The organism is Streptomyces sp. NPDC052687, from assembly GCF_040678395.1.
Classification (GTDB): Bacteria; Actinomycetota; Actinomycetes; order Streptomycetales; family Streptomycetaceae; genus Streptomyces.
This window is the reverse complement of record NZ_JBFATR010000074.1, coordinates 1-20927: the sequence shown is the minus strand read 5'-3', so window position 1 is coordinate 20927 and position 20927 is coordinate 1. Positions and strand designations below refer to the sequence as shown.

At 74.7% G+C, this 20927-nt stretch carries 20 protein-coding genes; 16 read left to right on the top strand and 4 right to left on the bottom strand.

The genetic code is table 11. The features are described 5' to 3' along the window. The 4 genes from AB0K92_RS32130 to AB0K92_RS32115 form a co-directional block, all read left to right on the top strand. Positions 1-927, top strand: a 927-nt coding sequence (locus AB0K92_RS32130) for a lysylphosphatidylglycerol synthase domain-containing protein (protein ID WP_365928799.1), incomplete at its 5' end; no start/stop codon positions are given. 79 nt (positions 928-1006) lie between these two features. Next, positions 1007-1867, top strand: a complete 861-nt coding sequence (gene prcB, locus AB0K92_RS32125; RefSeq protein WP_365928797.1) for a proteasome subunit beta — start codon at positions 1007-1009, stop codon at positions 1865-1867. Positions 1868-1893: 26 nt separating this feature from the next. Beyond that, positions 1894-2118: a hypothetical protein gene (locus AB0K92_RS32120; protein ID WP_365928795.1), complete on the top strand. Its 225-nt coding sequence runs from the start codon at positions 1894-1896 to the stop codon at positions 2116-2118. A 375-nt stretch (positions 2119-2493) separates the two neighbouring features. Continuing rightward, entirely contained in the window at positions 2494-3000 is a 507-nt protein-coding gene (locus AB0K92_RS32115; protein ID WP_365928793.1) for a DUF5709 domain-containing protein, read from the top strand. A 49-nt stretch (positions 3001-3049) separates the two neighbouring features. Here the strand turns inward: AB0K92_RS32115 and AB0K92_RS32110 are convergent, their stop codons facing one another. Further along, positions 3050-3256, bottom strand: coding sequence for a hypothetical protein (locus AB0K92_RS32110; protein WP_166004236.1), 207 nt, complete (start codon positions 3254-3256; stop codon positions 3050-3052). 289 nt (positions 3257-3545) lie between these two features. Here AB0K92_RS32110 and AB0K92_RS32105 point away from each other — a divergent pair, with 289 nt between their 5' ends. Continuing rightward, entirely contained in the window at positions 3546-3896 is a 351-nt protein-coding gene (locus AB0K92_RS32105) for a hypothetical protein (RefSeq protein WP_365928791.1), read from the top strand. A 59-nt stretch (positions 3897-3955) separates the two neighbouring features. Here the strand turns inward: AB0K92_RS32105 and AB0K92_RS32100 are convergent, their stop codons facing one another. Then, entirely contained in the window at positions 3956-4861 is a 906-nt protein-coding gene (locus AB0K92_RS32100) for a Gfo/Idh/MocA family oxidoreductase (RefSeq protein WP_365928789.1), read from the bottom strand. Between the two features lie 359 nt (positions 4862-5220). Between AB0K92_RS32100 and AB0K92_RS32095 the strand changes: the two genes are divergently transcribed. From AB0K92_RS32095 to AB0K92_RS32055, 9 genes are all read left to right on the top strand, one after another. Continuing rightward, positions 5221-6147 (top strand): dienelactone hydrolase family protein, encoded by a 927-nt coding sequence (locus tag AB0K92_RS32095; RefSeq protein WP_166004241.1) that lies wholly within the window; start codon positions 5221-5223, stop codon positions 6145-6147. A 268-nt stretch (positions 6148-6415) separates the two neighbouring features. Beyond that, entirely contained in the window at positions 6416-10066 is a 3651-nt protein-coding gene (locus tag AB0K92_RS32090) for a LuxR C-terminal-related transcriptional regulator (RefSeq protein ID WP_365928787.1), read from the top strand. A 126-nt stretch (positions 10067-10192) separates the two neighbouring features. Next, positions 10193-11623, top strand: coding sequence for a helix-turn-helix domain-containing protein (locus tag AB0K92_RS32085; protein ID WP_365928785.1), 1431 nt, complete (start codon positions 10193-10195; stop codon positions 11621-11623). A gap of 299 nt (positions 11624-11922) precedes the next feature. Continuing rightward, the gene (locus tag AB0K92_RS32080; RefSeq protein WP_365928783.1) at positions 11923-12795 is read left to right on the top strand and encodes an ABC transporter ATP-binding protein; all 873 of its coding nucleotides are present in this window, start codon (positions 11923-11925) and stop codon (positions 12793-12795) included. Continuing rightward, entirely contained in the window at positions 12792-13592 is an 801-nt protein-coding gene (locus AB0K92_RS32075) for an ABC transporter ATP-binding protein (RefSeq protein WP_365928781.1), read from the top strand. Before AB0K92_RS32080 ends, AB0K92_RS32075 begins: the two co-directional genes overlap by 4 nt. After that, positions 13589-14485 carry a branched-chain amino acid ABC transporter permease gene (locus tag AB0K92_RS32070; protein ID WP_365928779.1) on the top strand — a complete coding sequence of 299 codons (897 nt, stop codon included), beginning with the start codon at positions 13589-13591 and terminating at the stop codon, positions 14483-14485. The genes AB0K92_RS32075 and AB0K92_RS32070 overlap by 4 nt, the downstream gene beginning before the upstream one ends. Further along, positions 14478-15587: a branched-chain amino acid ABC transporter permease gene (locus AB0K92_RS32065; RefSeq protein WP_365928777.1), complete on the top strand. Its 1110-nt coding sequence runs from the start codon at positions 14478-14480 to the stop codon at positions 15585-15587. Before AB0K92_RS32070 ends, AB0K92_RS32065 begins: the two co-directional genes overlap by 8 nt. Continuing rightward, a complete protein-coding gene (locus AB0K92_RS32060; RefSeq protein WP_365928775.1) occupies positions 15584-16846 on the top strand; it encodes an ABC transporter substrate-binding protein in 1263 nt (420 codons plus the stop codon). Before AB0K92_RS32065 ends, AB0K92_RS32060 begins: the two co-directional genes overlap by 4 nt. A 141-nt stretch (positions 16847-16987) precedes the next feature. Then, complete coding sequence (locus tag AB0K92_RS32055) at positions 16988-17806, top strand: SAM-dependent methyltransferase (RefSeq protein WP_365928773.1); 819 nt, start codon at positions 16988-16990, stop codon at positions 17804-17806. A gap of 92 nt (positions 17807-17898) precedes the next feature. Here AB0K92_RS32055 and AB0K92_RS32050 read toward each other — a convergent pair whose 3' ends face one another. Continuing rightward, entirely contained in the window at positions 17899-18819 is a 921-nt protein-coding gene (locus AB0K92_RS32050) for a helix-turn-helix transcriptional regulator (protein WP_365928771.1), read from the bottom strand. A gap of 180 nt (positions 18820-18999) precedes the next feature. Further along, on the bottom strand, positions 19000-19230 hold the full coding sequence (locus tag AB0K92_RS32045) for a DUF397 domain-containing protein (RefSeq protein ID WP_166004256.1): 231 nt from the start codon (positions 19228-19230) through the stop codon (positions 19000-19002). Positions 19231-19394: 164 nt separating this feature from the next. Between AB0K92_RS32045 and AB0K92_RS32040 the strand changes: the two genes are divergently transcribed. Next, entirely contained in the window at positions 19395-19913 is a 519-nt protein-coding gene (locus AB0K92_RS32040) for an ATP-binding protein (protein ID WP_365928769.1), read from the top strand. 23 nt (positions 19914-19936) lie between these two features. Next, on the top strand, positions 19937-20455 hold the full coding sequence (locus tag AB0K92_RS32035; protein ID WP_365928801.1) for a hypothetical protein: 519 nt from the start codon (positions 19937-19939) through the stop codon (positions 20453-20455). Positions 20456-20927: the final 472 nt, after the last annotated feature.

Genomic DNA, 20927 nt, shown 5'->3' with positions numbered 1-20927 from the left:
CCCGCGGCGGCCCCCGTCCGCCGCCGGACGTACTGGCGGACCCTGCTCGCCCTGGCCGTGCCGGCCGCCGCGGTGTGGCTGGCCCGGCACCACTGGGCGGTGCTGGAGAGCGCCGCCGGGCGGCTCGCCGTCGCCGACCACGGCTGGCTGCTGGTGGGCGCCACCGCCGTCACCGCGACCTGGGTGTGCTCGGCGCTCGCCCAGCAGGGCGCGGTCACGCGCGGGCTGCCCGCCGGGCGGCTCGTCGCCACCCAGTTCGCCGCCTCCGCCGCCAACCAGGTGCTGCCCGCCGGGGTCGGCGCGGGCGCCGTGAACCTGCGGTTCCTGATGCGCTGCGGCCTCCCGGCGGCCGGCGCGGCGACCGCGTACGCGGTGAAGGCGACGGCCCAGGCGGTGGTCCGCGCGGTGCTCATCGCCGCCCTGGCGCTGGCCTGCCCCGGAGCCCTCCGGTTGCCGCAGGCCGCCGCCGGCCCGCTGCTCCTCGGCGCCACCGGGGCGCTGGCCCTGCTGCTGGCCGCCGTACGGCTGTGGCCGCGCTGCCGCCGGGCGACGGCCGCCGTGCTCAGGGACGTGCGGGCGGTGCACGCCCGGCCGCACCGGGCGGCGGCCCTGTGGGGCGGGTCGCTGGCCTTCGTGGTCCTGCACGCCGTCGCGCTGATCGCCGTCACCCAGGCCGTCGCCCTGCCCCTGCCACCCGTCCGGGTCGCCCTGGTCTACCTCGCCGCCAGCAGCGCCGCCGCCCTGCTGCCCACCCCCGGCGGCCTCGGCTCGCTCGACGCGGCGCTCGCCTTCGCCCTCGCCGCCGCCGGCGCCCCGGCCTCCGCCGCGGCCTCCGCCGTGCTCGGCTACCGGCTGCTCACCGTCTGGCTGCCCCTCCTCCCCGGCCTACTGGTCCTCGCGTTGCTGGTGCGGCGCCGGGCCCTGTGAGGCGAACAGGTGTTTCCGGGCCGTCGGCCGCTGGTAGGACTCCGGTGTCGGGCGGACGGCGTGGGCGAGGGGGAGTGGCATGGCGTACGACGCGACGGAGGGCGGCCGGCCGGCGGAGGAGTTCTTCACCCCGGGGACCGCGTCCTTCACCGAGTTCCTGGCGGCCCACCGCCCCGGACTGCTGCCGACCCGCAGCCCGATGCCGGCCGGTGTGCGCGCCGCCCCCGGCACCGCCCCGCACGGCACCACCGTGCTCGCCCTCGCCTACCGCGACGGCGTGCTGATCGCGGGCGACCGCAGGGCCACGATGGGCAACCTCATCGCCCAGCGCGACCTGGAGAAGGTCCATCCCGCCGACGACCACACCGCCGTCGCCTTCGCCGGCACGGTCGGGCTCGCCCTGGACATGGTGAGGCTGTACCAGGTCGAGCTGACCCACTTCGAGAAGATCGAGGGCACCCCGATGAGCCTCAGCGCCAAGGCGGCCCGGCTGTCCGGGATGCTGCGGCAGAACCTCGGCCAGGCCATGCAAGGGCTCGCCGTCGTCCCGCTGCTGGCCGGCTACGCGGACGGACGCGGCCGCATCTTCGGCTTCGACGTCGCCGGCGGCACCTACGAGAAGACCGGCTTCCACGCGGAGGGCTCCGGATCGCCGTACGCCCGCGGGGCGCTGAAGAAGCTGTACCGGCCCGGCATGTCCCGCCGCGAGTCCGCCCTCGCCGCGCTCCAGGCGCTGTGGGACGCGGCCGACGACGACTCGGCGACCGGCGGACCCGACATCGGCCGGCGCATCTTCCCGGTCGTCGCGGTCATCACCGAGGACGGCTTCGAGCGGCTGCCGGAGGCGGAGACGGCGGAGCTGAGCCGGCAGATGACCGAGCAGCGCCGCACCCGCCCGGACGGGCCGAACGCCGGTCTGAGCGCCGCCTCGCGTACCTGAAGTGCCCGCCGGTTCGTTGACCGGGCATGATCAGTGAATCGTCGGTGCCCGAGCTGGCACGTCAGTACGGCCTCTCTCCGCTCACCGCCCAGTACGTGCTGGACCTCCGGGCCCGCTTGAAGGAGGAGCACCCGGCCGACGCGGACGCCCGGGAACGGGCGTTCTCGGACGCCGTGCGCACCGCGTGGGAGCGTGGGGAGCCGTGGGCGCGGGAGTGGATGACGGCGGCGGCCAAGCAGAGCGGGGCCTGAACCGGCGGGAAGGGCGCGGACGGCTCCGGCCGGGCGAGGGTTACATGGGTCCCGGTCGGGCGAGGGCTGGATGGGTCCCGGTCGGGCGAGGGTTGAGTGGGTCCCGGCTGCGTGCCGGGGCCCGTTCGCGTGCCGGGGCCCGTTCGCGTGTCGGGGCCCGTTCGCGTGTCGGGGCCCGTTCGCGTGTCGCGGGACCGTGCGCGTGTCGGGGCCCGTTCGCGGCAGGTTCGGCACGCCCCGGCACGCGGCGCGGCCTCCCGCCACTCGGGTGTGTCATGAACCACCAGGTTGGAGGCCGCGTGATCGGGAAACGCGGAGAGGACGACGACCCACCGTGGTCGACGACCCGAGCCGCGACACCACAGGGAGGCAGTCATGGGCGAGACGGACCGCACGCGACCGGAAGGCATGGCGGACGACGCCTACCAGCCCACCGGAACCAACGAGGAGCAGGAGGACGCCGCACCTCTCGACCTGCAGGACGCGGTCGACGAGCGGACGTACGACGACACCCTCGACGAGGGCTACTCCCCGCCGGAGAAGCCGCTCGGCGTCACCAAGCACGGCATCACGGCGGCCGAGCAGCACGACGGCGAGAGTCTCGACCAGCGGCTCGCCCAGGAAGTGCCCGACACCCAGGAGACCGCCGGGGACGACATCGGGGACCTGCCGGGAGGCGAGGGCGAACCCGTCGACCCCGAGGCGGGCGGCGCCCGCGCCGGACGCCTGGTCGCTCCCGACGAAGGCGTCCACACGGACACCACGCGGGAGCAGGTCGCCCGGGACGTGGGCATCGACGGGGGCGCCGCGGGCGCCGAGGAGGCCGCGATGCACATCACCGACGACGACATGACGTCACCGGTGGAAGAGGAGACCCCCTGACGCGGAGGGACAGCCCCGCGTCAGGGGCGGGAAGTGCCGGGCGGCCGGCTCAAGGCAGCAGCTTGTCGAGAGCCGCCGGCCCCTCCTGGGCCAGCTTGCGCTTGGCCCATTCCAGGTTGCGGGGGGTGAGGTCCTTTCCGGAGGCCAGGACCAAATCCTCCGGCGACACGTCGGTGCCGGTGCGGGCGTGGAGCAGGCTGTCCGGGGTGGCGCGGTCCTGGGACGGCCGGGACGCGCCGGAATGTGACGTCGACATGATCTCCGCTCCTCGATCCGGTTCGTTGTTTCGGCCCCGGTGCTGGCAACGGGTCTGATAACACCATTCACCCAGGGAGCGCGCAGTGCATCCGGAAGCGCCGGGGCCCGCCCTCCGCGAGCGCCCCGAACACAGGCTCCGGCCGCCCGCTCCCGTCGCGGCCGGCGTACCGGCCGTGGAGCCCGATGTGACCTCTCGCCTCGGCCGCGCGGGGCGATGTCAGTGGCGGGTGCCATGCTGTGCGTGACGGTCTTCGACGCGGCGTGACAGGGTGACAGAGGGGGCGGACGTGGGGTTCCAGGGTGAGATCTGGCAGGTGCGTGCTGGGGAGGAGCGGGTCGGGGAGATCCTGATCGACGACGCGGACTTCCCCTGGCTGTCGGGCACGTTCACGCCCGGCCCGGCGTACGACGACACCGTCCGTGACCTGTTCGGGCGCGAGCTGGAGCTGGTCGAACGGCTCGCGGAACGGGACGAGGACGCGCTGGTGGACGCGTGGGAGCAGGCCTACGACGAGATTCGCGGACGCGTGTCGCTGTGCTCACCGGACGGCCCGGTGCCCGATTTCCTGCTGCATATCGAGGGCGACCGGGCGTGGTTCCGGTGGAGCGACGAGCCGTTCGAGGAACCGGCGGCCTGACAGTCTGACGGCCTGACGGCCTGAGCGGAGTGAGGTGGCCGACCACACGGCCGGCCGGATCACGGGCGGCGCAGCAGGGCCTCCGCCTCGGCCAGGATTTCCGTGACGCGCAGGCCGAAGGCGGCGTCGCACGGGTGGGGGCGGCCGCCGTCGGCGGACTCGCGCAGGGCGTGCGCGGCGCGGGTGAGGGTGGGGACGATTCCCTCGGAGCTGCCCGGGAGGACGGCCAGGCCGGCCGAGCCCCGCAGTTCCACGCCCACGCCCGCCGCCTCGGGCGGGGCGGTGAGACTGAGGGTGAGCGTGCTGGACGCGCCGCCGGTGTGCTCGAGGACCAGGTGCGCGGTGTCCCCGGGGCCGGGGGCCGCCGCCGTCACCCGGCGGGCGTCGCCGAGGACGGGCAGCAGCACGGACAGAGCGTGCGGGCCGACGTCCCACAGCGCCCCCTTCTCCCGCCGCCACGGGGAGGCCGCGAACGGGTTGTCCCCGGCGGGGGCGCCGCCCGGCTCCGGGCTGAACAGCGCGGCGAGCCACTCGGCGCGCGCCGTGAACCAGCCGCCGGTGCCCGCCTGTTCCGTGATCCACGCCTCGGTGTCGGCCTGGAAGCGGGAGGTGAAGAAGACCACCGACGCCACCCGCGCCTCCCGCACGGCCTCGGCCACCGCCCGGGCCCGTTCCGGGGTCACGGCGAGCGGCTTGTCCAGCAGCAGATGACGGCCCGCGCGCGCCGCCCGCACCGCCAGCTCCGCCTGCACGTCCGGCGGCAGGGCCACGGCGACCGCGTCCACGTCGGCGAGGAGGGCGTCCACGTCGTCGTAGGCGCGTACGCCGTGCAGGTCCGCGAGTTCCTTCGCGGCGTCCGGGCGCCGCCCCCACACACCGGCGAAGTCGAGTCCGTCGTGCCCGGCCAGAGCGGGTGCGTACGCCATCCGCGCCCACGGGCCGGTCCCGAGCAGTCCGATGCGCATACGGCGCCCCTCCACGGTGTCGAAACGGTGTCGGATCAGTGTGTTCGTCGGTGTCGACCGGCGTCGACCGGCGTCGATCAGTGCCGATCAGCGCCGATCGGTTACGGTCGGGTGTCCTTCGGTGCCGGGCAGGCTTCGGTCGCATCCCGCGCGCCCGGCCGCACCGAGCCTGCCATACCGACCGGCCGCCCGCGCAAGCCGGTTGTCCGAGCGCGGTCCGGTCCGGTCCGGGTCCGCGTGGGGCAGGAGGCCGGTGATTTTGCCGGTGCCCTCTGTGCCGTGCCGCCCTGACAGTGAGCGAGCCGCTCCGGCGGCGAACCCCACACCCCACAGATGCACGACAGAGAGGACGACTCGACGTGCAGCAGCATGCGCAGCACCACGCCGACTCCCCAGCCCCCCGCCGGCGCCGCCGCACCGGCCGCCTCACCGGACTCGCCGCCGCGACCGCGGCACTGGTCGGACTCAGCACCCTCAGCGGCACCGGCGCCCACGCCGCCGACAACCCCTACGAGCGCGGCCCGGCGCCGACCAACGCGAGCATCGAGGCGCTGCGCGGCCCGTACGCCGTCTCGCAGACCTCCGTCTCCTCGCTGGCCGTCACCGGTTTCGGCGGCGGCACCATCTACTACCCGACCACCACCGCGGACGGCACCTTCGGCGCCGTGGCGATCTCGCCCGGCTTCACCGCGTACGAGTCCTCCATCGCCTGGCTGGGCCCGCGCCTGGCCTCCCAGGGCTTCGTGGTGTTCACCATCGACACCAACACCACCATGGACCAGCCGGACTCCCGCGGCGACCAGCTGCTCGCCGCGCTGGACTACCTGACCCAGCGCAGCTCCGTGCGCAGCCGGGTCGACGCAACCCGCCTCGGCGTGATGGGCCACTCGATGGGCGGCGGCGGCAGCCTGGAGGCCGCGAAGGACCGGCCCTCCCTGCAGGCCGCGATCCCGCTGACGCCGTGGAACCTGGACAAGACCTGGCCCGAGGTCAGGACGCCCACCCTGATCTTCGGCGCCGACGGCGACACGATCGCCCCGGTCTCCAGCCACGCCGAGCCCTTCTACCAGAACCTGCCGTCGTCGCTGGACAAGGCCTACCTGGAGCTGAACAACGCCAGCCACTTCACGCCCAACAGCAACGACACGACGATCGCGAAGTACAGCATCAGCTGGCTCAAGCGGTTCATCGACAACGACACCCGCTACGAGCAGTTCCTGTGCCCGCTGCCGCGTCCGAGCCTGACCATCGAGGAATACCGGGGCAACTGCCCGCACACGTCCTGAACTTCCTGAATCTCCCGCACCTCGCCGCGCATCGCGGCACCACGGCGGTCGCGTACCCGACGCGGCCGCCGTGGGCGTGTGCCGGTGGGGACGTGTGTGGGCTGGGGGCGTGTGCCGGCGTGGCCGTAGACCTGTATGACCGTAGCCTGTGTGGCCGTTGTGCGGGCGCACCGCGTCGCGGGTCCGCCGCTTGGGCGTCGGCACAGACGCCCGGCCGGAGGCGGACGTCCGCCTTCCGCCTGCCGTTACTCGCACGTAACCTGCGGGGATGACCGCACACACGACCGTGCCGACGGCCCCGCCGATCCACGGGCGAGGCGCGGAACGGCACCAACTGGCCGCGCTGCCGGACCGGCTGCGGACCGGCAGCGCCGTGCTCGTCCTGACCGGCGAGCCCGGACTCGGCCGTACGACCCTCCTCGACGAAGCCGCCCGCGCCTTCCAGGCCGGACCGGTGCTGTACGTCCGCTGCGACGCGGCCGATCCCCGGCCGTACGGCGGCGTCCGCGCGCTCACCGCGGCCGCGGGGCACCCGCCCGCCGGCGCCCTCGACCCACGGACCGCGCCTCGCGTCCTGCTGGACGCCTTCCGCGCCGCCGCCGGGGACGGCCCCCTCCTGGTGTGCCTGGACGACGTCCACCTGTGGGACACCCCGTCGCGCACCGCCCTCGCCCACGCCGCCCGCCGTCTCTCCGGCGCCGGGCGGGTCGGCCTCCTCCTCACCGCCGTCGGCCCCGGACCGGCCGACCGGGACTTCGCCGGACTGCCCGCCCTGCAGCTGCACCCCCTGCCCTCGTCGGCCGCCGGCGCGCTGCTCGACGAGGTGACCGGCGGCGCCGTCGATCCCGCCCTGCGCGACGACCTGCTGGAAGAGGCCGACGGCAACCCGGCGCTGCTGCTCGCGATGGTCCGCCGGCTCACCCCCGCCCAGCTCTCCGGTGACCAGGACCCACCTTGGCCGCTCGCCGACACCCGGACCCTGACCGGCGTCACGGGGGAGTGGCCCGCCGCCCCGACCCCCGCCGTCGAGGATCTGTTGCTCCTCACGGCCGCCGCCTTACGGGGCACGGAACGGACGGAGACGGACGCCGCCGTCATCCGGGCCGCCGCCCGGGAATGCCGGCCTTCGGACTTTGCCGCACCGCCCGGGGCGCAAGCCATGCCTGGAATACCGGTCCGACCCGGCGGCCTCGCCTTCGCCGAGGCCCCGGCTCCGCGAGCTGCTCCGGCGTCTCAGGAGGCCGCGTCCCTGCCCGACGGCGGCTCAGTCCTCCCGGACATCCTGCTCCTCTCCGACGGCCGCCTCCGCTTCGCGTGCCCCCTCGCCCGCAGAGTCGTCTACTCCAGAGCCACCCCCGACCGCCGCCGCGCGGCGCACCTCGCCCTCGCCCAAGTACTGCGCGGGCAGGGGCAGGAACTGCCCGCCCTCCTGCACGAGGCGTGGGCCGTCACCGGGCCGGCCCCCGAGCGAGCGGCCCGGCTCGCGGCGGCGGCTGCCGGCGCGCCCACGCACCGGCTGCGCGCCACGGCCCTCGGGCGCGCAGCGGAACTCACCCCGCCCGGCTTGACGCGCCGCGAGCGGTACACGGCCGCAGCGGAACAGGAATTGCTCGCCGGCCGCCCCCGCCAGGCCCTCCGCCTGCTCGCGGAGGCCGACCACGACCCGGCTCCCGTCCTGCTGCCCGGCGACGTGGACTTGCTGTCCGGCCACGTGGAAGCGCTGAGCGGGCGCGCGGACTTGCTGTCCGTCCACGTGGACTTGCCGGGCGGGCGCGCCGACTTGCTGTCCGGGGGCGCCGACTTGCTGAGTGGCCAAGTCGACTTGCTGAGCGGGCACGCTGAGCAGGAGGGCGTCGAGCCCGGCCTGGTGCGCAGTCACGCCGCCCAGGCGACCGGCCACGCCGCCCAGGCGACCGGTCGCGCCCCCCAGGCGACCGACCTCGCCGGTCAGACACCAGCCCCAGCCGGTCAGAAACCGGCGCTCGTCGGCCAGGAGCCGGCCTCAACCGGTCAGGAAGCGGCGCCAACCGGTCAGGCATCGCACTACGGCGATCAGGTGCCGGATGGCACCCACCAGGTGCCGGCCCAGGCCGGCCAGGCGCCCGGCCGCAATGCCCAAGCGTCCACCCGCACCGGCCGGACGGCCGGTCCTGCTGCTCAGGCACCGGGCCGTACCGTTCAGACGCCGGTCGCCGCCGCCCCGGCGCCGGGCCCCACCGGCCACCAGCCGGGCCATGTCGCCCAGGCACCGGGCAACGCCCTCCAGCTACCACGCCACCGCGATCAGGCGCCGAGCCATGCCGCTCAGGCGTCAAGCCATGCCGCCCAGGCACCGAGCCAAACCGCTCAGGCACCGGGCCACGGCGATCAGGTGCCGGACCAGACGACCCAGACCGCCGACCACACCCCCCAAGCCCCACCCCCCACCACCCCAGCCCCCCACCGCACCCACCACCCCCAACCCACCCACGCCCCCGTCGACCTCGTCCGTGGTCGTGCCGAGATGGTGCGCGGGCTGGCTCAGCTGCTCGACGGTCCCGTCGCCGATGCGCGGGCGTCGCTGCTGTCCGCTGCCTCGCTCCTCGGGCCCGTCGCGCCGGCTCAGGCGGTGTCCGCCGCGCTCGCCGCCGCCGACGCGGCCTGGGCCGGCGGCGATCTGCCGGCGCTGCGGGAGGCGCTGTGCGGCGCGGGCGGTGACGACGACTACCGCGTCGGTCTCGCCGCTCTCCTCGACGGGCGTCTCGACCTGGCCACCGTCCCGCTGCGCCGCGTCGTGGGCCGCGCCCGCACGGCCGCGGAGCCGGAGGACCTGCTGCGGGCGGCGGCCGCCGCACTGGTCCTGGGGGACATGCCGGCCGCGGCGGAGGCGGGCGCGCGGGCGCTGGCCGCGGCCCGGATCCGGGGCTCGGCCACGCTCGTCCCGCGGGCCCTGGAATACCTGGCGTACGCCGAACTGCGCGCCGGCCGGCACGCCCAGGCCAGGACGCACGCCGAGGAGGGACTGCGGACCGCGCGGCGCACCGGGCAGCGCAACACCGCGGCCCACCATCACGCCGTACTCGCCTTGGCGGCGTCCATCGAGGGCGAGGGCGCCACCGTCGACGGGCATGTCAGCGCCGCCCTGGCGACGGCCCGCGCGCACGGGCTGGCCCAGCCCGCCACCCTCGCCCAGTGGGCGGCGGCGCGCGCCGACCTGGGCCGCGGCCGCCCCCTGGAGGCGGCGGACCGGCTCGGCCCGCTGGTGTGCCCCGGGCCCCGGCGCGGGCACTTCGCGGTGTGGATGCTGGCCGTCCCCTGCTTCGTCGAGGCCGCCGTGCGGGCCGGCCGCGCCGATGACGCCCGGCACGTCGTGGCGGACTTCGCCGCCTGGGCCGGTTTCGGCGCCGACCCGCAGGCCCCCGCCCAGCTGCTGCGCTGCCACGCCCTGCTGGCTCCGCCGGACCGGGCCGGCGACCTGTACGTACGGGCCCTGGCGCTGCACGAGCAGGCGGGCGGCGACTTCGAACGGGCCCGCACAGAGCTGCTGTACGGCAAGTGGCTGCGGCGGCGCCGAAGGCCGCGGGAGGCCCGGGACCGGCTCGGCGCCGCACTGGTCGGCTTCGACCGCTGCGGCGCCCACGTCTGGGCCGAGCAGACGCGCGCCGAGCTGCGGGCGAACGGGGCCGCCGCGACCGTCACGGTGCCGGGCGGGACCGTACCGGGGCCGGACGCGCTGGCCCGGCTGACCCCGCAGCAGTGGCGGATCGCCCGGTGCGTCGCCCAGGGCGCGACCAACCGGGAGGTGGCCCGAAGCCTGTCCGTGAGCACCCGCACCGTCGACTACCACCTCCGCAATGTGTTCGCCGCCCTCGGGGTACGGTCCCGGGTGGAACTGGCCCGACTGGTCGAACGGGCCGAAAAGACCCGTGCACAGCTCTAGGGACCGACCGGACGGTATGTCATCCTTCCGGGCAGGACGAGTCAGGCGGTCGCCGCCGCACGGGCCAGGGGGAACCGGCCCGGCACCCGGCGCCGCCGCGAAGCCCGACCCTGGGGGAGGACCGCGATGCACCCTGCCGTACGGACCCGAACGGCGGCGCCCCGCCCGGCGGCGACCGCCGCGCCGCAGCCGCGCACCCGGCGCGTCCGGTCGCTGATCGACGCCGAGGCCATCCGCGTCCTGCACCGCGCCGCGCGCGTGCTGATGGACGACCTGGCCGACCTGACCGACCGGCTGATGGCCGTCGTCCAGGACCAGGAACCCGCCTACCGGGCCGCCGTGGAGAGCGATCCGGCCGGCGTCTGGCAGGAGATGCACCGCTCGCTGCGGCACAGCGTGGCCTCGCTGCTCGACCCGCGCGGCGCCCGCGACGGCGCGCGCCGCTGCTCCTGGCGGATCGGCGCCACCCGCGCCGAGCAGGGCCTGCCCCTGGACGCCGTACTGCACGCGTTCCGGCTCGGCGGATCCCTGGTGTGGCAGGGGCTGGTCGAGGAGACCTCGCGGCGGGCGCCCGAGGACGTCCGGCTGCTCGTCCACGTCGCGACCGACGTGTGGAACTTCGTCGACGAGCACTGCACGATCGTCACCGACGCCTACCGGCAGGTCGAACGGCAGCTGACCTGGCGGCGCGAGAACCAGGTCCGGCTGCTGGCCGCCGCCCTGCTCGACGGCACCAGCCGGATCGCCGACCTGCCGGAGACCGCGCGGGCGCTGGAGATGCCGGAGCACGGCCGGTACGTGGTGGTCGCGGTCGCCGACGGGGGCCTCGGCGGCGCCCGCGGCGCGGCCGTCGTCCGGGGCGGGGCGCGCGTCCACTGGCACGCGGGCGTCGACGTGGACTACGGCATCGTCCTGCTCGGCGACGGCGACGGCGACGGCGAGGGCGAGGGCCACGGTGACGGCCGCGGCGACGGAGACGGCCACGGCGGCGCCAACGGTCGCGGCGACGGCCGAACCCACGCTCGCGTCAACACCCACGCCGCCGGCACCCGCACCGGCACCGGCACCAGCGGCGTCGGCCCGCGTGACCCGCGCGCCGCCCGGAACCTGCCGGAGCCCACCGGCGACCCCGGGACCAGGATCGGCGTGAGCGGCCCGGTGGACGGACTGGCCGCCGTCGGCGAGGCCCGCCGGCTCGCCGACACCGCGCTGCGGATGTGCCCCGCCGACGGCGGCACCATCCGGCTCGCCGAGCACCTGCCCGCGGCCCTCGTCGTGTCGTCACCCGAACTCGGCGCCACCCTCGCCGACCGGGTCCTCGGCCCGCTGGAGCGCGTGGACCCCGCCGACCGCGAGATCCTGCTCGCCACCCTGGCCACCTGGCTGTCCTGCGACGGCTCCGCGCAACGGGCGGGCGAGCGCCTGTACTGCCACCGCAACACCGTCCTGAACCGCCTGCGCCGCTTCGAACAGCTCACCGGACGTTCCCTGGCCCGCCCCTCCGACCTGGTCGAGATCAGCCTGGCCCTGACGGCACGCCGCCTCCTCCACGACTGACCGCCGCACCACCTGCCGCCCTCGGCGCCACCCCCTCGACCGGCCGTCCGGGCTGCTCGCGCCACCGCCGTACCCCCTCAAGGGCCGGACCCCGCCGCTTCCCGCGCACCGGAGCCCGGCCCTTCCCGTGCGTCCGGACTCCCCACCCCCTGGGCACCCGCACAACCCGAAGGCCCCCCGGCTGGGACCGCGCACCCACCACCCCGAGAACCCTGTACCGGCCTGCGGCGCCCGTGCTGTCGTGAGCTCCCCTTCCCCCGAACACCCGTGCCCGCGCGGCACGGGTCCGAGGAGCCGCGATGCCTGAAAGCCCACCGGACGACGAGCCCGCGCTGCACGTCGAGGATCTCGACGTCACCTACGGCCGTGCCCTGTCCGCACTCCGCTCGGTCTCCCTGACCGTCCCGCACGGCGGCGTCGTCGCGCTGCTGGGTGCCAACGGCGCCGGCAAGACCACGCTGCTGCGGGCGGTCTCCGGCACCCTGCGCCTGCACCGCGGGACGATCACGGCCGGCCGGATCCGCTACGGCGACGCCGCGCTCGACGGCCGCGACCCCGTCGCCGCCGTCCGCGCCGGAGTGGTCCAGGTCCCCGAGGGCAGGCGGGTGTTCGCCGGTCTGACGGTCGACGAGAACCTGCGCACCGGCGGGCTCGGCCTCGGCCGCCGCAGCCCCGCCCTGGTCCGCGAGTCCCGCGACCGCGTCTTCGCGCTCTTCCCCCGGCTCGCCGAACGCACCGGCCAGGCCGCCGGGCTGCTCTCCGGCGGTGAACAGCAGATGCTCGCCATCGGCCGCGCCCTGATGGCCGCCCCGCGCCTGCTCCTGCTGGACGAGCCGTCCCTCGGCCTCGCCCCGCTGATGGTGAACCGGATCGCCGACGTGATCCGCGAGATCAACGCCCAGGGCACCGCCGTGCTGCTGGTCGAGCAGAACGCCGGCATGGCCCTCTCGCTCGCCCGCCACGCGTACGTCCTGGAGGTCGGCGAGGTCCGCCTGTCCGGCCCCGCCGGCGAGCTCGCCCGCACGGACGCCGTACGCCGCCTCTACCTCGGCGAGGCCGACGACGCCAGCGACCACGGCAGCAACCACGGCAACGACCACGGCAACGACCACGGCGGTGACCACAGCAGCGACCACAACAGCGCGTCCGCACACGGTCAGGGGGCCGCGTGAGCGACCGCACCACACCGCCCCCCGAGCTGGCCGTCCGGGACGTCACCGTCCGGTTCACCGGTCTCACCGCGCTCGACGCCGTCTCCTTCACCGTCGCCCCCGGCTCGGTGCACGCGGTGATCGGACCCAACGGGGCGGGCAAGTCCACCTGCTTCAACGTGCTGTCCGGCCTCACCCGCCCCGCGTCCGGCACCGTCCGGCTCGGCAGCACCGAACTGACCCGGCTGGCCCCGCACCGCATCGCCCGCCTCGGCGTGGCCCGCACCTTCCAGAACATCGTCACCACCGAGGGCACCGTCGGCGACAACCTGATGCTCGGCCGTCACGCCCTCACCCGCGCGGGCTTCGCCGCCAGCGCCCTGCGCCTGCCCGGCGCCGTACGCGAGCAGCGCGCCCACCGCGAACGGGCCCGCGAGATCGCCGAACTCACCGGCCTGGGCGGCCTCTTCGACACCCCGGTCGCGGTGCTGTCCTACGGCGACCGCAAGCGCGTCGAGTTCGCCCGCGCCCTGTGCCTGGAGCCGCGCGTGCTGCTCCTCGACGAACCCGTGGCCGGCATGAACGGCGCCGAACGCGCCCGCACGGCCGGCGTCATCCGGGACGTACGCGAACGGCTCGGCCTGTCCGTCGTCCTCGTGGAGCACGACATGGGCCTGGTCATGCGCCTCGCCGACGAGGTCACCGTCCTCGACTTCGGCCGCGCCATCGCCCACGGCACCCCCGAGGAGGTCCGGCGCGACCCCGAGGTGCTGCGCGCCTACCTCGGCACCGACGACACGGGGGAGGACGCGGCATGACCGGCTTCCTGGACCACCTGCTCAACGGCCTCGCGCTCGGCGCGGTCTACGCCCTGGTCGCGCTCGGCTTCGTCGTCATCTTCAAGGCGTCCGGCGTGCTCAACTTCGCCCACGGCTCCCTGCTGCTGCTCGGCGGCTACCTCACCGCCGTCCTCCACGACGACCTCGGCTTCGCCGGCGCCCTCGCCGCCGCCCTCCTGGTCACGGCGCTCGTGGCCGGTGCCATGGACCGGCTGCTGCTGCGCGGCGGCGACCGCGACCCCGGGGCCGCGCACGTGCAGACGATCGTGACCATCGGCGTCGACATCGTCCTCGTCACCGACCTCGCCCGGCGCATCGGCGGCGACCTGCTCACCCTCGGCGACCCCTGGGGGGACGCGGTCACCGAGATCGGCCCGGTGACCGTCGCCGACAGCCGCCTCGCCGCGATCGCCGTGTCCGCCGTCGTCATCGGCGGAGTGTTCGCCCTGTTCCGGTACACCGCGTGGGGCCTGTCCCTGCGCGCCGCCTCGGAGGACCTGGAGGCGGCGGCCCTGATGGGCGTACGCCTCACCCGCGTGCGCATGCTCGCCTGGTGCCTCGCGGGGGCGCTCGCCGCGCTCGCCGCCGTGTTCCTCGCCGCCTTCCCGGCCCCCGGCCTGGAACGCACCACCGGGCAGATCGCCCTGAAGGCCTTCCCCGCCGCGATCCTCGGCGGCATGGCCTCCCCGCCCGGCGCCCTCGCCGGCAGCCTGCTCATCGGCCTGACCGAGGCCCTGGTCGCCGGCTACCAGTCCGAACTGCACGTCCTCGGCGAGGGCTTCGGCGACGTCGCCCCCTACGCCGTGATGGTGCTCGTCCTCCTCGTACGGCCCACCGGGCTGTTCGGCGGGAAGGGAGCGGTCCGTGTCTGACCTCCTCAAGCGCGGCGGGTTCCTGCTGCCCGCGCTGCTCCTCGCCGCCCTGCCCTTCTACCTGGACGCCTTCTGGCTGCGCGTCGGCCTGTTCGCCATGGCCGCGGCCATCGGCGCCGTCGGCCTCGGGCTGCTCGCGGGCACGGCCGGGCAGCTCTCCCTCGGCCACGCCTTCTTCCTCGCCGTCGGCGCCTACGGCTACGCCTGGCTGGCCGGCGAACCCGGCCCCGGCCTGCCGCCCGCGCTCGCCCTGGTCCTCGCCGTCCTCCTGGCCGGCGCCGCGGGCGGCCTGTTCAGCCCCGTCGCCGGCCGCGTCAAGGGCATCTACCTGGGCGTCGCCACCCTCGCCCTGGTCTTCCTCGGCCACCACGTCCTGCTCACCGCGGACTCCGTCACCGGCGGCTTCAACGGCCGCTCGGTCCCGCCGCTCACCCTCGGCGGCTTCACCTTCGCCGACACCGACCCCGAACTCGTCGTGCTGGGCGTGCCGTTCGGCGCCGAGGAACGCCTGTGGTACCTCGGGCTCGCCCTGTTCGCGCTGACCTGGTTCACCGCCCGCGGCATCCTGCGCGGCCGCCCCGGCCGCGCCCTGGTCGCCGTCCGCGACAGCGAGACCGCCGCCGCCGTCATGGGCGTCGACGTGGCCCGCTACCGCTCGGCCGCCTTCGTCGTCTCCTCGATGTACGCGGGCCTCGCGGGAGCGCTGCTGGCACTCGGCTTCCGCCGGATCGTCCCCGACTACTTCGGGCTCGCCCTCTCCGTCGACTACCTCGCCATGATCGTCATCGGCGGGCTCGGCTCGGTCGCCGGAGCCACCGCCGGCGCCGTCTTCGTCACCGCGCTGCCGCTGCTGATGACCCGGTACGCCGACCATCTGCCGCTGGTGGCCGCCCCCGGCAGCACCGAGGGAGCCGTCGGCCCCACCGAGGCCGCCCGCTACCTCTACGGCGCCGCCATCGTCCTCATCCTCCTGTACGCCCCCGACGGCCTGCACGGACTCGCCCGCCGGCTGCGTGCCCGCGCCGCAGCCCGCCGCTCGACAGCAGACCCCGCGACCACCCCGTCCGCCGCACCCGCACGACCCAAGGAGCAGACCCCGTGAACACCTCCCGCACCACGACGAAGACCCTCCTCGCCTCGGCCCTCGCGGCCCTGCTGATCGCGGGCACCGGGTGCAGCTCCAAGGCCGACGGCGACAAGCCCGGCGACTCCGCCGACGGCGTGAAGACCGGCCCCGGCGTCACCGACGACCGCATCCGGCTGGGCGCCCTGACCGACCTCACCGGCCCCTACGCCACCCTCGGCAAGAGCATCGTCCAGGCCCAGCAGATGTGGGCCGACGAGACCAACGCCGCCGGCGGCATCTGCGGCCGCAAGATCGAGATCGTCGTCGAGGACCACGGCTACGACGTGCAGAAGGCCGTCACCGCCTACGCCGACCTCTCCGCCGACGTCGTCGCGCTGCCCCAGGTCATCGGCTCCCCGGTGGTCGCCGCCCTCATCGACGACATCGAGCGCGACAACCTGCTGACCTTCCCGCAGGCCTGGGCCGCCTCCCTGCTCGGCAAGGACCCCGTCCAGGTGCTGGGTACCACTTACGACGTCGACATGATCGCCGCCGTCGACTTCCTGACCCGCACCAAGGGACTGAAGAAGGCCGACACCATCGGCCACGTCTACTTCGAGGGCGACTACGGCGCCAACGCCCTGGAAGGCTCCACCTGGGCCGCGAAACGCGCGGGACTGAAGATCGTCGACCAGAAGATCAAGGCCACCGACACCGACCTGTCCGCGCAGGTCTCCGCCCTGCGCGAGGCCGGCGTCAAGGCCGTCCTGATCAGCGCGGGCCCCGCCCAGACGGCCTCCCTCGCCGGGGTCGCCGCCTCGCGCGGCCTGCGGGTCCCCATCGTCAGCAGCGCCCCCGGCTTCGCCCCGCAGCTGATGAAGACCCCGGCGGCGAAGGCCCTGGAGGCCATGCTGAACGTCGTCAGCGCCGCCCCGGCGGTCAGTTCGGAGCTGCCCGGCGTGAAGAAGATGGTGTCCGCGTACGAGAAGAAGTACCCAGGCTCCCCGGTCGACTCCGGTGTGCTCTCCGGCTACAACGCCGCCCAACTCCTCGGCGCCGACCTGAAGAAGGCCTGCGAGGCGGGCAGCCTGGCCCGCGAGGACGTGGTGAAGACCCACCGCTCCCAGAAGAACGCCGACACCGGCCTCGGCACCCCGCAGGACTTCTCCGACGTCGACCGCCCGGCCAGTGTGGAGACATACGTCCTGAAGCCGGACGCCAAGGCGGTCGGCGGCCTGGTGATCGCGGAGGACGCGCACGCGGCGCCCGGCGTCGAGGAGTACCTGAACTCGTAAGCGGACCACGGCCCTTGGGAAGGTGGTCCGCACCGGGTCACCTTCCGGCTGTTTCCGCCTCGCACTGGCATCCGTGACCCACGGATCCCTAGGATGTGCAGCCTGTGAAGACAGGCGGCTCGGCATGAAGCTGGGGGAACCATGAGCAACGGTAAGCAGCTGTCCACGGAGATCGACGCGAACGTCCCGACGGCTGCCCGGATGTACGACTACTACCTCGGCGGCAAGGACAACTACGCGGCGGACCGCGAGGCGTGCGAGCAGCTGGACAAGGTGGTTCCGAGCACCCGCCGGCTCGCGCAGAACAACCGGCGCTTCCTCCAGCGCGTGGTGCGCACGCTCACCGCCGAGCACGGCATCCGGCAGTTCCTCGACCACGGTTCCGGCCTGCCGACCCAGGACAACGTCCACCAGGTCGCCCAGCGCCACGACCCCAGCGCCCACGTCGTCTACGTCGACAACGACCCGATGGTCCTCGTCCACGGCCGCGCACTGCTCGAGCAGGACGAGCGCACCGCCGTCATCCACGCCGACATGCGCCGGACCGAGGCGATCTTCGAGCACCCCGACACCCAGCGTCTGATCGACTTCGACCAGCCGGTCGCGGTGCTGTTCAACTCGGTCTTCCACTGCATCCCGGACAGCGACACCGACGGCCCGCTCGCCGTCGTCCACCGCGTCCTCGACCGCCTCGCGCCCGGCAGCTTCCTGGTGATGTGCCAGCTCGTCAGCGACGACCCCGAAGTCCGCGAGTTCGTGACGAACTTCATGGACGAGGCGACCCAGGGACACTGGGGCCGGGTCCGTGAGCAGAAGGACGTCGCCGAGTGGTTCGAGGGCCTGGAGATCCTGCCACCGGGCCTCGTCGAGGTGTCGAACTGGCGCCCCGACTCGGAGGTGGCGCCCCGTCAGCTCACCCACGAGTGGATCGAGTTCGGCGGCGTCGCCCGCAAGCCGTAGCCACCAGGGCAGCCCCGCCGTACGGCGGGGAAGGGACCGCCCGGGCACGCGTCGGCCCGGGCGCAGTCACGACACCGGACGGTGCCCGGCGGTCACTCGGCCGGGTAGCGCTTCTCCATCGTCTCGCGCATCAGCGCCAGCGATTCGCGCGGCGTCAGCGCCTCGTCGGCCAGCCGGTCCATCGCCACCCGGTACTGCTCCGTATCGTCCGGGTCCTCAAGGAAGTTGGCGCTGCCGATGTGTTCCAGATAGACGACGTCCGGCAGATCGAGACCGCCGAAGCGGAGATACGTGACCGGGATGGCGGGCGCCGACGCGTTCGTCACGTCCAACGGGACCACCTGCACCGTCACATGCGGACGCTGCGCCATCTCGATCAGATGCGTCAGCTGCTCCCGCATGACCGCGGGACTGCCGAGGATCCGCAGCAGCACCGACTCGTCGACGATCGCCCACAGCTGCGGCGCGTCCGGCCGGTGCAGCAACTGCGCCCGCCGGGTGCGCAGTTCCACCCGCCGGCGGACCTCGTTCTCCGGCGCGACCGGGAGTCCGCGGCGGACCACCGCGTGCGTGTACGCGGGAGTCTGGAGCAGGCCGGGCACGTACTGGATCTCGAACGTACGGATCGCGGCGGCCGCCTCCTGGAGCCCGACCAGCCGGTCGAACCACTCGGGCATCAGCCGCTTGTCGTACCGCTGCCACCAGCCCGGCTCACCGGCCCTGCGGAGCAGTTCGAGCAGGACGGTGGCCTCGTGCTCGTCGGCCTCGTACAGCTTCAGCAGTGCGCGCACGTCCGCCTCGGCGGGTGGCTTGCGGCCCTTGCCCGCCTCGATCCGTGACAGCTTCGCGGGGCTGAACCCCAGAGCGCGCGCCGCCTGGTCCTGGGCCAGTCCGGCATCCTCGCGCAGACCCGCCAGCTGGACGCCGACGAGCATCTTCAGCAGGGTCGGCGCTGGTTCGGCCCGGTCCAGATAGGGCCGAAGGCGCACCACACGTGGTGACTCGGCGGACATCCCGACTCCCGGCAGACAGGCAGAAGAGGAGAACAGCGTAGCGCAGCCGCACCCCTTCGTACCCGATATGCCGGGAGATCACAGGGCGTTGACCTGGCGCCGCACGCCGCTGCCGCAGGCCGGTGGCCGGGCGTGGGCGCGGGAACGGACGTGAGCGGGGGCGTGTGCGCCGCACGCCGTTCAGACCAGGTGGTCGAACTCCCCGTCCTTCGCCCCGGCGAGGAAGGCCGCCACCTCGGCCGGCGTGTAGACGAGGGCGGGGCCGTCGGGGTCGCGGGAGTTGCGCAGCGCGATCGCCCCGTCCGGGAGCGGGGCCACTTCCACGCAGTTGCCCTCGGCGTTGCTGTGCCGGCTCTTGACCCAGCGCGCGTCGAGCGTGCTGGCCCGCACTCCGTTCGGTACAGGTGACATCTGCCTCTCCTTGGGGGGTCCGTGGTGCCGGTGGGCTCGCAGTGGTGTCTGCCCACGGCGCGGCTGTCTACCCGGAAAAGCGCGCAATTTCTCGTGCAATTGCACGCGAGCGTCTTCGGCGTGGATAATAGACCCCGCGTCAACCCATGGGGAGACGCGCCGTCATGACGTCGCATCAGGGAGATGCCGTGCCGTCACCCGTGCATCACACCTCTCGGTCATTCGGCGCGGTGGCGCCGGAGCCGGCCGGAGGAGGTGCGGCCCGACCCGTGTCCGCCGCGCTGCGCATCATGACCAGCGAGGAGGGCGTGGCCCAGGCGCGGGCGTTCACCCAGGACACGCTGCGGGAGTGGTCGCTGGACCACCGCGGCGACGACGCCGCCCTCGTGGTCACCGAACTCGCCGCCAACGCCGTCGTCCACGCGGTGCCGCAGGCTCCGGCGGACGACCCGGAGGTCTGGCTCGGCCTGAGCCGCGGCGGCGACCACCTGACGCTCGCCGTCTCCGACCCCGGCGACACCCCGCCGGTGTACGCGCCTCACGGCACCTTCGCCCTGGAAGAGCACGGCCGCGGCCTGTTCATCGTCGACGCCCTGTCCGAGGAGTGGGGCTGGACCCCGTGCCTCCCGGTGGGCAAGACCGTCTGGGCCAGGCTGTCGACCACCTGTTCGTTACTGCCATGACCACTGCGGAAAGGCCCCACGCCATGCGCACCGCTTCGACGGGACAGCCAGGCACCGAGCGCACCGACCACCAGCCGCACCTGGGGGCGCTCGACGAGGTGCCGTGGCACGAGATCCAGGACTCCACCGGCTGCGCCGACGCCATCCCCGGACTGCTCGAAGACATCGCGCACGGCAGCGCCGACACCGCCACGGCCGCACTGCGCGAACTGCGCAAGCGCATCTGCCAGTACGGCTTCGTGGTCGAGCAGGCGACGGCCGCCACCGTCCCCTTCCTCTGGGAGCTGGCCCAGTCGCCGCAGGTCACCTGCCGCCCCCAGATCATCCGGCTGCTCGCCAGCATCGCCGAGGCCCGGCAGTGGGAGCACACCGCCAGCGCCTACCCCAAGCTCCTCAACCACCGGGAGAACCCCGTGGCATGGGAGCGCGCCGCCCGCCAGGCCGTCCACGCCCGGCGCGGCGCCGTCCGCTCCCTGCTGAAGGAGCAGGACACCGAGATCGCCCGCGCGGGCACGGAACTCGCCCGCACCCTGGGCGTCTGAAACCCACCGGAACACTCCCGCGCCTGACTCGAACCCACGCGTCGTGACCGGTCTCGCGCCGGACGCTGTCCGATCCCTGACCCGGTCGCGCCCCGACCTGGTCTCGCGCCGGCGGTCTCACGCCCGAGGCGGCAGGCCCCGGCCTGACCCCGCGCGGGAGGCGGTTTGCCCGTGACCCCGTGACCCGGTCCCGCCCGGCCTGGTCCCGCGCATGATGCGGTCTGCCCCGGCCCGGTCTCGCGCCCACTTACTCCCGCGTCCGAGACGGTTTCGGCCCCGGCCTGGCCCCGCCCGGCTTGATCCCGCGCATGATGCGGTCTGCCCCGGCCCGGTCTCGGCCCCGACGCGGCCTGGTCCCGGCCCGGTCTCGCGCCCACTCGGTCCCGCGTCCGAGACGGTTTCGGCCCCGGCCTGGCCCCGCGCCGGAGGCGGCCTGGCCTCTGGCCCGGCCCGCGCCCGCCGGGCCTCGTGC

Bases quoted from the DNA above. Each gene is read 5' to 3' on its own strand.
- prcB (WP_365928797.1), top strand. From the start codon at position 1,007: ATGGCGTACGACGCGACGGAGGGCGGCCGGCCGGCGGAGGAGTTCTTC.
- AB0K92_RS32120 (WP_365928795.1), top strand. From the start codon at position 1,894: ATGATCAGTGAATCGTCGGTGCCCGAGCTGGCACGTCAGTACGGCCTC.
- AB0K92_RS32115 (WP_365928793.1), top strand. From the start codon at position 2,494: ATGGGCGAGACGGACCGCACGCGACCGGAAGGCATGGCGGACGACGCC.
- AB0K92_RS32110 (WP_166004236.1), bottom strand. From the start codon at position 3,256: ATGTCGACGTCACATTCCGGCGCGTCCCGGCCGTCCCAGGACCGCGCC.
- AB0K92_RS32100 (WP_365928789.1), bottom strand. From the start codon at position 4,861: ATGCGCATCGGACTGCTCGGGACCGGCCCGTGGGCGCGGATGGCGTAC.
- AB0K92_RS32090 (WP_365928787.1), top strand. From the start codon at position 6,416: ATGACCGCACACACGACCGTGCCGACGGCCCCGCCGATCCACGGGCGA.
- AB0K92_RS32085 (WP_365928785.1), top strand. From the start codon at position 10,193: ATGCACCCTGCCGTACGGACCCGAACGGCGGCGCCCCGCCCGGCGGCG.
- AB0K92_RS32080 (WP_365928783.1), top strand. From the start codon at position 11,923: ATGCCTGAAAGCCCACCGGACGACGAGCCCGCGCTGCACGTCGAGGAT.
- AB0K92_RS32070 (WP_365928779.1), top strand. From the start codon at position 13,589: ATGACCGGCTTCCTGGACCACCTGCTCAACGGCCTCGCGCTCGGCGCG.
- AB0K92_RS32055 (WP_365928773.1), top strand. From the start codon at position 16,988: ATGAGCAACGGTAAGCAGCTGTCCACGGAGATCGACGCGAACGTCCCG.
- AB0K92_RS32050 (WP_365928771.1), bottom strand. From the start codon at position 18,819: ATGTCCGCCGAGTCACCACGTGTGGTGCGCCTTCGGCCCTATCTGGAC.
- AB0K92_RS32045 (WP_166004256.1), bottom strand. From the start codon at position 19,230: ATGTCACCTGTACCGAACGGAGTGCGGGCCAGCACGCTCGACGCGCGC.
- AB0K92_RS32040 (WP_365928769.1), top strand. From the start codon at position 19,395: ATGACGTCGCATCAGGGAGATGCCGTGCCGTCACCCGTGCATCACACC.
- AB0K92_RS32035 (WP_365928801.1), top strand. From the start codon at position 19,937: ATGCGCACCGCTTCGACGGGACAGCCAGGCACCGAGCGCACCGACCAC.